This window comes from Flavobacterium sp. MEB061, assembly GCF_000834715.1.
Classification (GTDB): Bacteria; Bacteroidota; Bacteroidia; order Flavobacteriales; family Flavobacteriaceae; genus Flavobacterium; species Flavobacterium pectinovorum.
Genome location: NZ_JXQR01000059.1, coordinates 171,255 through 184,845 on the forward strand (window position 1 = coordinate 171,255; position 13,591 = coordinate 184,845).

At 34.4% G+C, this 13,591-nt stretch carries 8 protein-coding genes; 5 read left to right on the forward strand and 3 right to left on the reverse strand.

Annotated elements, in window-relative coordinates:
* Window positions 1–374 precede the first annotated feature (374 nt).
* The 5 genes from RT99_RS20725 to RT99_RS20745 all read left to right on the forward strand — a co-directional run bounded on the left by RT99_RS20725 (window position 375) and on the right by RT99_RS20745 (window position 8,643).
* Window positions 375–3,428 (forward strand): TonB-dependent receptor, encoded by a 3,054-nt coding sequence (locus tag RT99_RS20725; RefSeq protein WP_242607232.1) that lies wholly within the window; start codon window positions 375–377, stop codon window positions 3,426–3,428.
* A gap of 61 nt (window positions 3,429–3,489) precedes the next feature.
* On the forward strand, window positions 3,490–5,013 hold the full coding sequence (locus RT99_RS20730; protein WP_042566649.1) for a RagB/SusD family nutrient uptake outer membrane protein: 1,524 nt from the start codon (window positions 3,490–3,492) through the stop codon (window positions 5,011–5,013).
* Window positions 5,014–5,023: 10 nt separating this feature from the next.
* Window positions 5,024–6,145: a hypothetical protein gene (locus tag RT99_RS20735; protein WP_042566650.1), complete on the forward strand. Its 1,122-nt coding sequence runs from the start codon at window positions 5,024–5,026 to the stop codon at window positions 6,143–6,145.
* A gap of 132 nt (window positions 6,146–6,277) precedes the next feature.
* The gene (locus RT99_RS20740) at window positions 6,278–7,669 is read left to right on the forward strand and encodes an endo-1,4-beta-xylanase (protein WP_042566651.1); all 1,392 of its coding nucleotides are present in this window, start codon (window positions 6,278–6,280) and stop codon (window positions 7,667–7,669) included.
* 50 nt (window positions 7,670–7,719) lie between these two features.
* The gene (locus tag RT99_RS20745) at window positions 7,720–8,643 is read left to right on the forward strand and encodes a glycoside hydrolase (protein WP_042566652.1); all 924 of its coding nucleotides are present in this window, start codon (window positions 7,720–7,722) and stop codon (window positions 8,641–8,643) included.
* A gap of 58 nt (window positions 8,644–8,701) precedes the next feature.
* Here RT99_RS20745 and RT99_RS20750 read toward each other — a convergent pair whose 3' ends face one another.
* From RT99_RS20750 to RT99_RS20760, 3 genes are all read right to left on the reverse strand, one after another.
* Window positions 8,702–10,504, reverse strand: coding sequence for a glycoside hydrolase family 2 protein (locus tag RT99_RS20750; RefSeq protein ID WP_042566653.1), 1,803 nt, complete (start codon window positions 10,502–10,504; stop codon window positions 8,702–8,704).
* 213 nt (window positions 10,505–10,717) lie between these two features.
* On the reverse strand, window positions 10,718–12,670 hold the full coding sequence (locus RT99_RS20755) for an OmpA family protein (protein ID WP_042566654.1): 1,953 nt from the start codon (window positions 12,668–12,670) through the stop codon (window positions 10,718–10,720).
* A 2-nt stretch (window positions 12,671–12,672) separates the two neighbouring features.
* The gene (locus tag RT99_RS20760; RefSeq protein ID WP_042566655.1) at window positions 12,673–13,581 is read right to left on the reverse strand and encodes a type IX secretion system membrane protein PorP/SprF; all 909 of its coding nucleotides are present in this window, start codon (window positions 13,579–13,581) and stop codon (window positions 12,673–12,675) included.
* Window positions 13,582–13,591 lie beyond the last annotated feature (10 nt).

Sequence of the window (13,591 nt, forward strand, 5' to 3'; positions counted from 1 at the left end):
TGTTATTTTAATAAAAATACTACAATATAATTTCGCAAAATATATTTTAAAGTATAATTTTTTGCCAATACTTCATTGGTGGTTTTGGGTTTTTTACCTCTTATTATTTAAATCCAGAGGGTTGAGATGCGGTTTTGCATCAAATGATGCATGATTTGCTTCATCTGTTCTACACTTGGACTGCTGTAGATTTTACTTTCGTTAAGAAATATTTAAGAAATAGTTTTTTTATCACTACTCAAATAATAAGCGAGACAAAAACAACCCATTAAATATTTTTTACAAACTAAAATAACTAATTATTTAACTCAGTCTAACAACCAAATTTTATGCAGAAAAGAACATTAAAAAAACTATTGTGTTTAATAGTGTGTATGTGGGGAAATTTTTTCTTTGCTCAAACTGTTAAAGGTAAAGTAACATCAGGCGGAACCAGTCTGCCAGGTGTTAGTGTAATAGTACAAGGAACAAAAAACGCAACAGTTACCGATTTCGACGGTAGTTTTGCCTTAAACAATGTCGAACCAACAGCTTCATTGCTTTTTAGTTATGTAGGATATAAAAATTTAGTACTGCCCGCAAAATCAGTCATGCAGGTGGTTATGGTCAATGATCTGGAAAAATTAAATGAGGTTGTTGTGATAGGATACGGAACTTCAAAAAGAAAAGATATAAACGGTGCTGTTTCTTCTATTAAAGCTTATGAAATTCAGGACAAACCGTTTACTTCTATCGATCAGGCTCTTGTGGGTAAGGCTGCAGGTGTAAACGTTACTCAAAATTCAGGTACTCCCGGAGGCGGAATCTCTGTTCAAATTAGAGGAATAACTTCCATTAACGGTAACGAGCCTTTATATGTTATAGACGGAACTCCCGTTTTTGCAGATAAAAACAACGACTCTTTTTCCTTTAGCGCTTTAGGCGGAGGAAACGGACAAACTAAAAACTCGGCTTTATCGGGCTTGAATATTTCTGATATCGAAACTATTGATATTTTAAAAGACGCATCGGCAACAGCTATATATGGTGCAAATGGTGCCAACGGTGTCGTTTTGATTACAACCAAAAAAGGGAAAAAAGGAAAATCAAAGTTTACCTATGAAACCTATTTAGGTACTCAACAGGTAACCAATACTGTTGATGTTTTAAACTTGCCTCAATACGCTGCTTATCAGGCAAAAATTTTCAAATTAAATGGCGAGCCTGTTCCGTATCAATATCAAAAGCCTAATTTATTGGGTAATGGAACAAACTGGCAGGATGAGCTTTTTAGAACCGCTACAATGTACAATCATCAACTGTCATTTTCTGGTGAAAAAGACGGAACGCGCTATTATACTTCTTTAAATTATTTTGATCAGGAAGGAATTGTTTTGAATTCAGATTTCAACAGATTATCGATGCGATTAAATGTAGATTCTAATGTTAAATCCTGGCTAAAGATTGGTAATAACTTATCTGTAAGCAAGTCGTCTCAACAAGTAGTAAGAAACGATGACAGAGGTGGTTTGGTTATGAACACTTTAAGACAATCGCCGGAATTACCGGTTAGATATGCCGATGGTTCTTATGCGGGACCAACAAGTGGTTTAGGATCTTCGGCAAATGAAGCAACGAACCCAATAGCTTTGTCGGAATACAATAATTCAACTACAGAAAGATTTAAAATTAATGGTAATTTATTTGCTGATTTTACAATTATCAAAGGATTGGTTTTTAGATCTGAATTAGGATATGATCTTAATTTTTCAAAAAGCAGTGCTTTTGCGCCTAAATATACTTTAGGAAATGTGTCTGAACTTTTAAACAAATCATTCAAACAACAGGATCAAAGTTATTATTGGAACATTAAAAACTATCTGACTTATAATAAAACGCTAAATGAAAATCACAATTTTACTTTCTTATTAGGTCAGGAAGCTCAGGAAAGCCGTTATGAATATTTAAGCGGTTACAGAACGGGTGAGTTTTTAAATAAGAATTTTACGAACTTAAACATTGGCGATATTGATACTGCACTTAACGGAAATGGTTCTGGCAGATGGTCGATGGCATCTTATATTTCGAGATTAAACTATAGTTTTTCTGACAGATATTCTTTCTCGGCTTCTTTAAGAGCAGATGCTTCGTCAAATTTTGGTCCTAACAACAAATGGGGATATTTTCCATCATTTTCAGGAGGTTGGACAGTAAGCAACGAAAAGTTCTTTGAGCCTTTATCAAAGACTATAAATTATTTAAAATTCAGGGCAGGTTATGGTCTTGTTGGAAATCAAAATATTCCGGCAAACAGATATCAAACTATACTATCGTTACTTTCATCCCCGTTTGGAGGTGTTTCGCCAACAATTGATAATTTAGGTAATCCGGATATTAAATGGGAATCTCTTAAATCTTTCAACGCTGGTTTTGAATTAGGATTATTTGATAACAGAGTAAAAATAGATTTTGACTATTATGTTAAGAATTCATCCGATTTCCTGACTAAACAAATCAACGATGAATCAAATCAAAGTGCACTTAATTACTACCTCAACACAGGTGAAATTGTAACTAAAGGAGTTGAATTTACATTGAATACGAGAAATATTGTTACCGAAAATTTCACCTGGGACAGTACTATTATTTTATCTAAATACAATAATGAGCTGACCAGTTTTCAGGGTCAGGGCAAATCTTTGTTAGGAAAAGTACAATTTGATTTGTATAACGTTACCAGAACTACAGAAGGACAGCCGGTAGGACAATTTTATGGATATGTTACCGATGGATTATTTAAAAATGCTGCCGAATTAGCCGCAGGACCAACTCAGGAAACAGGAACAGGAATTGGAGATATTCGCTTTAAAGATCTTAACAGCGATGGAAAAATTGATAGTAAAGATCAAACGGCCATAGGAGATGCAATTCCTGATTTTACGTATGCATTTACCAATAACTTTAAATATAAAAACATCAGTTTATCTGTTGTTTTAACAGGAAGCCAGGGTAACCAGATCTACAACTTTACACGTCATTATACAGATGGTATTTATCCGGGATTTGGAGATCGTTTCGGAAACGTTAGTACTGAGGCGCTGCAGGCTTTTGAACCTGGTGTAAATGAAAATACTGATGTTCCGAGAATCACACTTAATGATCCAAACGGTAATGGCAGAATTTCGAATCGATTTGTTGAAGACGGTTCTTATTTAAGAATTCAGAATGTTTCCCTGAGCTATGATTTACCAGAAAAAATATTCGAAAACTCTATTTTTTCTAAAGTAAGATTGTACGCAAATGTTCAAAATTTATACACGTTTACTAAATACTCCGGTTTTGACCCTGCCCTTGGAAATTTAGATCAAAATATAACCCTGAGCGGTATTGATTTAGGAAGATATCCTGTGCCAAGAACAATTTCTATGGGAGTGAATTTAGAATTCTAAAATTGATAAAAAACACATTTAACTTAATGATTCATAATCGTTAACATAAAAAAAAGTAGTTATGAAAAAACTTTTTAAACTTTTTATGATGGGAATGCTAATACCATTGCTGTCTTTATTTTCCTGTTCAGATGATTTTTTGGATGCACCATCTGAAAATCAATTAACCCCGGCAGATTTACCCGAAGGAGTTACCGCTTTTGACGGAATCGCTGAGAGTTTGTACTTTAAGCCGTGGTTTACTTTTAATGATAAATTCCTGATTGCTGTAGGAGATATGTATGCGGGAAATGCCTTTTCGTTTGATGGTGCTTATGCGCAATTTAAAGATGCACAAGTAACCTCGCAAAACCCAATTCTGACAGAAGGATATGTTTCGTTATTTTCGGTTGTCGATCAATCCAATAATTTAATGAGTCTGGTTGAAGAAAGAAAAAGCGAATTGCCTGATGCATCTTATAAAAAAGCGATTGCAATATCCAGATTTATGAGAGCCAATGCGTATTTCTATCTCGTGAGAACTTTTGGTGCTGTGCCTATTATTAGTAAAGCAGGTTCTGCTGCACAGCCAAAAAGAAATCTCGTTGCTGATGTGTATAAATTCATAAAACAGGATTTGGAATATGCTGTTGAAAATTTACCTGAAAAACCATTAAAAAAAGGGTATGTTACTAAATATGTTGCGATGGGGATTCTTGCAAAAGTGCATTTAACCTTAAATGAATACGGAGAAAGTTTAGCCTTAACGCAGCAAATTATTGGAAACCAATATAAGTTAATCCAGGAATACGGAAACTTATTTAGCAGCCCTGAAAATAATAATAGCGCAGAGAGTATGTTTGCCCTTCAATGGAAAGCGATTGCTACAGAATGGGGAACACAAAATACCAATCAGGCCTATATAGTTCCGGGAGGTACAGGTATAACGGGTGGTGGTGACGGCTGGGGAGTTTACCTGCCTTCTATCTCACTACAAGCAGGATTTGAGCCAAAAGATACCAGAAAAAAGAACACGATTATGACTGATGGTGACTTTTATCCTGAATTATTAAAAAATCAAGGTGGTTTCACATACAAAAAAATCCTTTCTTCTACAGGAGCTAATTTCAGAAAATACATTGTAGGTTCTGCAGCCGAAAGAAACGATGTGTTTTTTATGAGAACATCACAAAACACGATTATACTAAGATATTCTGATGTTTTATTAATGCATGCCGAAGCGATTTTGGCCGGAGCAGGTTCTACTACTTCTGCAGATGCTTTAATCGCTTTTAATGAAGTGAGATCAAGAGCCGGATTACCAGCTAAAACAATACTTACAAGAGATGATCTGTTTAATGAAAGAAGAGTTGAATTTGCACTTGAAGGACAATATTTCTTTGATTTAAAACGCCGTGGTATTGCTGAAGCTACAGCAATTATTTCACAGCAGGAAGTTGGTTTTTATTCTGATGATGCCAGAACACAGTTGGTTTCCAGAAAGATAACTCCGGCAAACAATTATTTTGAATTGCCATTACCTCAATCTGCTATTGATACTAATCCATCATTATTAGAACCGCCGGTTCCTTTTAACTTCAATTAATTTTTATACTATGATCAATAAAATAAAATATAGAATTATAATTCTTTTGGCTCTGGTTTCTTTTACAGCTTGCCAAAATGATGATAATAGTACTGTTGCAACTATAGATGCAATGGTTGCTGAACCCGGAGATTTACTTAATCAGGCTTTCCCGTCAAATAAAGTCAGGGTCGAAGGTGAAGGTTTAGCGGGATTAAAAAAGATTACGCTGGATAATAAAATTAATATCAGTTTTAATCCTAATCATAATTCAGATAAAGCGTTTATTTTTACTGTTCCATTTGATGACAAACTAGGAAGCCGATTTGGTGTACAACCCATTACATTTGAAACTGCTACTGGTTCTTTTACAAAAGAAATTGAAATTTTACAGCCTGTTCCTACCATTACAAAAACAATTCCTGAAATAGCAACTCCGGGATCTCCGCTTGAAATTGAAGGTACATGGTTTTATAATATTTCTTCGATAACCTTAGACGGAAAAGCAATAAATTATACTTCAAAATCATCTTCTTCAATTATTATCGGTGTGCCTGAAGATGCAGTCTTTGGCTCAGAGTTAGTACTTACAACGCCAGGAGGTATAGCAAAAAAAGTAATACAGATTCCTCCTCCTGTTACTCCGGAAGTTATTGTTATCGTGTCTGATTTTGACGGAAACGGTGTCAGAACAAGTTGGAATTCTTATGGCGATATCGATACTTTTAACGCAAATACTACAGGTGGCCCAACAGGTAATTACGCAACACTTGCATGGACTGGTTCAACTGCCAACGGTTACAACGGAAGCAGCGCCGGAGGGGGAACTAGTTTTCTAAGTGCATCAAACACTGATGCTGCAAAAACTTTTATAGATATTGATGTAAGTGCCAATGTCGCAGGCGCTCAATTTGCCATACAATTAAACACCATTGATGGTAAGGATTATGGTTATAATTTTAAAGTAACCGATACAAATTGGACAACAAAAACCATAACCTTAGCTGATTTTAAAGATAATTATGGCTTTGGACTGCCTGCCACTACGCTGGACGCTTCTAAAGTTAACGAAATCAAAGTAGGAATTGTACAGAGTGATACGCCAAATCCTAGTGTAATAAAATTTGATAATATTAAAATTCGTTACGAATAATTGAGGATTGTTTGCTTTAACAAAAAAGAGGCTGTCATTAAAGCAGCCTCTTTATACAAGTAAATTATAACATAAATAATAAAGAAAATATAATAAGAGTATTTCAAAGATATTCTATAATAAAAAAACAGTATGAAAATTAAATTTTTACTAGTGCTCAGCAGTATCTTCTTTTTTTTAACTGCCTGTTCTAAAGATGACAATGAAACTGTTGAAACTTTAGAAAATCCAGTTGCAAACGCACCAAAAGATGTGAATGACAATGGTTTTAAAGCTAAATGGAATTATGTTTCCAATTCTAAAAGCTACCTTTTGGATGTTTCTACAACCGAAAATTTTACAGCATTTGTACCCAATTACAATGCAAAAGAAGTGACTGATTTAAATGAAGTTGTAGTTGGTTTAACAGGAGGCACGCAATATTATTACAGAGTAAGAGCGAAATCAGAAACAGAGATTTCAGATTATTCAAATGTTATTAGTGTTGTAACTACTGGCTCTAACGGTATTCCTGAAGATCCTACTTTTTTAAAAGTAAAAGTCAATAAAGTAGCAAATCCATTTTTTGTTGGTATGGCAATAAAGGCTTCGCAATTAACCAGCGGAAGCCCTTATGATGTTATTTTGAAAAATGAGTTTAGCAGTATTTCTGCCGAATATGAAATGAAAATGGATCAAATTTCTACTGCAAGCGGTGTTTATAACTGGACGGTGGCTGATCAAATTGTTGCTTACGGAAATTCAAATGGCATCAATGTTCACGGTCATGCTTTAGTATGGCATAATTCAGTACCAAAATGGTTAACCGATTTTTCAGGTACTGATGCTGAATTTGCTGCAGAAGTAAAAAAATATATTACGGATGTTGTTACGCATTATGCCGGAAAAGTAAAATCCTGGGATGTGGTTAATGAATCTGTAGATGACAATGGAGGCAATATGCGAAATACTATTTTTCTTAGACGAATGGGCCCTAATTATGTAAAAGATTGTTTTCAATGGGCAAGAAATGCAGCAACTGCGGCAGGTGACACCAACTTATTATTGTTTTATAATGATTATGCAACATCTACAAATATCCCAAAACAAGATAAAGTTTTTAGCATTATAGATGATTTAAAAACAAGTAAACTTATTGATGGTGTTGGTTTTCAAATGCATAATACTTATTTAAGCCCAACAAAAACTCAAATCGAAACAGATATTAACAGAGCTGTCTCAAAGGGTCTGAAAATTCACGTTTCAGAATTAGACATTCAAGTCAATCCATTTAATGACATTTCTACTTTTACAAATGAAAGAAGGTTAGCCCAAAAAGCAAAATACAAGGAAATGGTAAAAATCTATAATGCAATTCCGGCAGCAAATAAATACGCTTTAACGATTTGGGGAATGAAGGATAATGAATCCTGGATTCCGTATAGTACAGATCTGAATCATGTTGGAAATGACTGGCCTTTATTGTATGACTCCAATTTTGCTATCAAAAGTTCGCATACCGGATTTCTGGAAGGTTTAGATTAAATTTTAAAGCATAATACTTTACTATACTATTAATATAACCACAAAAAATTATGAAAAAATTAAATTTATTATCATTAGCATTATCCTGTGTTTTAGGATTTGCATCCTGCTCAGATAGTACAAATCCTGTATTGGCAGAAGAGCAATTGTCAAGTGTAAATACGGCTCCAAGTACAGGCAAAATAGCCGCTGCACCCTGGGTGAAACAATTTGAAGACACATTCAATGTAGGCTCTAATTTGTCACAATGGACAAAAGAACAGCGATCGGATTATAATTCCTGGTATTGTGACTATAATAGTTCGGTACCTACCACACAATGGAGAGATGGAAAACAATGTTTAGAAATCAAAACAACCAAGTTAAGTGCTACCAAATATCAATCTGGTTTCATTAGTTCTCATTACCAATACAAACCGGAAAACAATACAGAGTATATGCTTTCTGCTAATATTAAATTAATAGCGATGGAGGGCGGAACCTACAAATCTTTCTCAGATACTTACGGTGCATGGCCGGCCTTTTGGTCTGTACAGCAAAACGCATGGCCAACTAAGGGAGAAATTGATATTCTGGAAGGGTACTCTTTTGCACCAAATGCGAGCCGTTATACTTCAAATATTTTTTATGGAACTTCTTCCGGAAACAATTTATTAGGAAACACTGCCGAAAGAAACTATCCCGGTAGTTTTAATTTAAACGGAAATAACGGATGGCATTTATATGAATCCTTCTGGAAAATGCAAAACAATGTTGTCACGGTAACCATAAAAGTTGACAATGTAACTGTTGCAACATACACGAACAGTAGTGTAGCCAATCTTAATTTAAATAATTTTGGAACACATTCGATTATTTTCAATATGAATGTGGGTTCTAAAGACTCTAATTTTATAGACCCTAATAAAATTAACTTATTTTCATCTGTAATGATGTGGGTAGATGATGTTACGGTTTACAAAAGACCACTCTAAAATTATATCGCAATCAATAACACAAAAGCTTCAGAGAAATCTGAAGCTTTTTTTATGTTCATCTTTTTTTATAATATTCATTCATAATATACCAAGCCTTCTTTTTTTCTCCTTTTTCAGATAACAATCCTTTTCTATTGTATCCTTTTTGATAGACCTGATTCATTCTGCCCAATGATTTATAATCAAATAATAGCAATGGCGAGATGCCGCATAAGTTTGGAATTGTCTTAAACATTTCAATTTGATCGATATAAACCTGTTTCTGATATTCTTCTGTCCAGCCAGAAGCTTCATCTGTAGGCCCTGCATTACTTCCATAAAGAGCTTCTGCGCCAAACTCTGAAATAAATACTGGTTTATCGGGATAACTAAAATTCCATTTTACATCTGATGGTTTACCTTGCCAGGGATTATACCAACCGATGTATTCATTAATACAAATGAGATCAGAATATTCATAGAGCTGATCTGACACATTGAATGCGTTATTGGTGTAAGATTGTGTATTGGCAACATGGCTGATTAATCGGGTTGAATCAATGGCCCTGCATTTTTGAGTTAGTTCAACAAGTGCATTATTTCGGTTTGGTGTACCCGGATAGGTTTCATTTGAAAGACTCCAGATCACAACCCCACAGCGATTTTTGTCCCGATGAATCATTTCTTTTAACATTGTTTCCATTTTTTTTGGAACGAGACTGTCCGAAAATTGAATATGCTGGTATATGGGAAGTTCGCTCCACACCATTAGTCCCAATTTTTCAGCCTCTTTAATCATGTTTTCATTGTGCGGATAATGCGCCAGACGAACAAGATTACAGCCTAATTCTTTTGCGGAATTCAATAACAGCAAGGCATCCTCTTTTGAATATGCTCTGGTTCCTTTATTTGGATTTTCTTCGTGGATATTAACGCTCTTCAGGAAAATTGACTTTTTATTCAGCAATACTTTATTTCCTTGCACCTCAATACATCTGAATCCTATTGTATCAACAATGGTATCTGTTTCAGCTTCAATGATTACTTTGTAGAGCTTAGGATTTTCAGGAGACCAAAGCTTTAGATTTGAATCAAACTCTAAACTGGCGCGCCCTTTACTATCTGATTCCGTTTTGTAAGTTTTGTTGAGTTCAGGAATTTTTATTTTAATTTTTTGTTTTACGTTGCTTCCATTTAGCTGAACCCATCCCAATACCTTATTCAGGCTTCCTTTTTTTAACTGTACAGCATAATCTTCTATAAATGTTTTACTGGTTTCAATCAAATTAACGTCACGGGTAATACCTCCATAATTGAACCAGTCGTATCCTACACCGGGCAAACCATTCTGCAAACGCACATTATCTGCTTTAACGATTAGTGAATTTTGTCCTTCTTTTACTTTGCCCGTAATTTCGAACTGAAAAGGAGTAAATCCGCCTTCGTGGCTTCCTATTTTTTCACCGTTAAGATATACGTCTGCCAAATAATTTACCGATCCGAAGTTCAGAAACAGCCTTTTTTCATTATTAGATTTATAATCGAATACTTTTTTGTACCAAACAATACCTTCAAAATAAGTCAGTTCGCATAATTGTGAGTTAAAGTCGCCTGGTACTTTTAGCATTGGTCCGCCATCAAAGGAATACTCCACAAAGTCGGTTTTGCTTTTTGGTTTTTTTTCCAGCCAGACCTGCTTCCACTCTCCTATTCTTGTAGGATCAAGAATAACCTGCCACTGGCCATTTAAACTTGACAAGTGTCGCGACTCAACATTGACCATTGCTGTTTGAGCCTGTAAATAATTGCCCAGAAACAGCATAATCAGAACCAATAATCTAGTTTTTTTAAACACTATTTTCCGCGCTTTTTTATTCATAATTTAATTGCTTTAAATGCTTATTACAGGTATAGTTATAGTAAATATATAAAATCTATTGACTAATGAACATGGTACGGAATAGATTTAGTGGTCGGAAATATTTACTGGAGTTTTGGTGTAAATCCGCAAGCTAATTTAATTTTTGAGGTACCCAATAAATTTGTACCAAAATAAAACAGCCCAATTCTTTCGAATTGGGCTGTTTTAAAATTACATGGATATTATTAAAAATTCGCTTCTTCTGTTTAAAAGATGTTCTTCCTCACTACATTTTACACCATCTTTACATCTGTTAAGTAATTTGCTTTCGCCATATCCTTTTCCTTTTAATCGATTAGCGGAAATGCCTTTTTTTACAAGCCACGCCATAATAGATTTTGCTCTTTTATCAGATAAAACCATATTTGATTTTACAGATGATCTGCTGTCTGTATGCGAACGAATATCTATTTTCATTTTTGGATATTCCTGCATTACGGCAAATATTTTCTCTAATTCAATTGCTGCTTTATCTGTAATATTCCATTTTCCTAAATCGAAATATATCATCGAAATATTTAGCGTTTTGGCCAAATCTGTTCCAATTGCAATTGGTTTTACTTCTTTAATTTCTATTTTTTCTTTTTCTAAAGTAAAATCTAACTTATTATCAACAGCGTATGAAATCGTAACCTGATTTTCTTTTATTGGATAACCTTCTCCAATTACACGAACTGTATAGGCTTTGTTGCAGTTAACTTTGAAAAAATAGCTGCCGTCTTTACCTGTAAGTACTTCTTCTAAAACCTGAAGCTTTTCATCAAGCAAAACTACTTTTACATTTTCTAAAACAGTATTAGAATTACCATCAGAAACAGTTCCTTTTAAAGTTCTTTCGCAAACTAATTTCCTTGTCTCGGTAAATTTATAAATATCATCATAGCCCATTCCTCCTTTTTTATTAGAAGAAAAATATCCATTACGTGTATTGCTGTCAATGATAAAAGCAAAATCATCAAATTTGGTATTTACCGGTTCACCGATATTCTGCACTTTGTCAAAAGTTCCGTTGTCCAGTATTTTTGAAACAAATATGTCCAGTCCGCCAAGTCCGGGACGCCCGTCGGTTGCAAAGTACAATTCGTTATCTCCTGAAATAAAAGGAAAAGTTTCTCTTCCTTCCGTATTAATATTGGATCCCAGATTTTCGGGTTTTCCAAATGTTCCATCGTTATTAATTGTTACGCTGTATAAATCAGACTGACCTAAACTTCCCGGCATATCTGATGCAAAAAATAATTGCTTTTCATCTAAACTTAACGCCGGATGAGCTGTACTATAAGCGTCGCTGTTAAAAGGTAATTCTGTAATATTATCCCATTTACCATTTAAGAAACTAGCCTTATACAGTTTTAATAAGGTAATATTCTTGTCGTCTTTTCCTCGTTTTCCATCCAAAAAATTATTTCTTGTAAAATACATCGTCTTGCCATCTTTTGTAAAAACAGGAGTCGATTCATTAAATTTTGAATTAACATTTGTATTAAGCAAAACCGGAGTGCCAAGATTACCGTCTGGCTGAATGGCTGCAGTATATAAATTTGTAAAAGCTCTGTTTGTCCATAAAAATGTCTTTCCTTCTTTCTTTCTAATTTTACGTGCAGAACCAAATATTAAATTATTATTTAAAACAGCACTTCCAAAATCTGATTGTTCTGTATTAATGTTTGTATTTACAATTTCAAATCGGCCAGAGTTTAATTTGATCTGCTCTAAATAATTTCTGTTATTTTCAAATAAAATTCCTCTGGTATCTGTATTTACTTTTTTATTGAATTCGTCAAGCATTTTATCTGCTTTTGCGTAATCTCCTACTGCTTTAAGAGACTGTGCATATCTGTACAAATATTCCGGTTCCTGCTTGGGATTCAGAAAGAAAAGTTCATCATAAGAAACGACTGCTTTTGTTAATTCAGCATTAAAGTAATAAGCATTACCTAATCTCTGAAACATTTTTTCGTCTTTATATCCTTTAGCGGCAAGTTTTTCGTAAATCGAAATTGCATCTGCATAGGCATAATTATCATATTGCTTTTCTGCTTTTTGCAAAAGTGCCTTTTGAGCCATTCCGCTAAAAAAGCAAAAAGACATTAGTACGGTATAAATTATATTTTTTATTTTCATGACTAGAAAAATCTTGGTGATGTTATTCGGCTATACTTATTCAAAAACTCAAAACGCAGGAATATTTCATGCGATCCTGAATTGTAGTTCACTAACTTAGTTGTTTCGCGATCGTAGGCATAACCCAGATATAAACTGTCTGTGATCTGAAATCCGGCCAGCGCACTTACTGCAGCACTCCATCTGTACGAAACACCAACAACAAACTTGTCATTAAACATGAAATTTGCCGAAGCATCAACCTGAAACGGTGAACCTTCTATCATCTTAGCCAAAACTGCGGGTTTGAACTTTATTTGCTCATAATGATCCAGATTAAATACATATCCGGCAATCAAATAGTAGTTTATCTGCTCTTTATAAATTGCAGTTTCATTATCATCGTAACGATTTGTTTCTATAAAATTGGGTACCGATAAACCAACATATCCTTTGTCTGAATGCAAGTATACACCAGCACCAACATTAGGTGAAAATTTATTTTTAAAATCCTGAAATTGCGGATCTCCCTGATTTTCCGGGTTTAACTTTGTAGGATCCAGTTTGAATAAATTTGCTGATCCTTTTATACCAAAAGAAAGTTTGGCTGTAGCCGATGTTGGGATAGAATACGAAAAATCTGCTGATATGTTGTTTTCATTTGTAGGACCAATTTTGTCATTTACTAATGAAACTCCAAGTCCTACATTATTACCTACAGGTGTATTTACAGAAAAACTGCTTGTTTCGGGTGCACCATCTAACCCAACCCACTGTGTACGATAAAGTCCTAAAACACTTATGACTCCTCTTGAACCCGCGTAAGCCGGATTTATACTAATGGTATTATACATATATTGTGTAAACTGCGCATCTTGCTGAGCAAAACTTGCAACCGAACAAAACAATAAAACTAAAACTAATTTTCTCATTTATTTTATT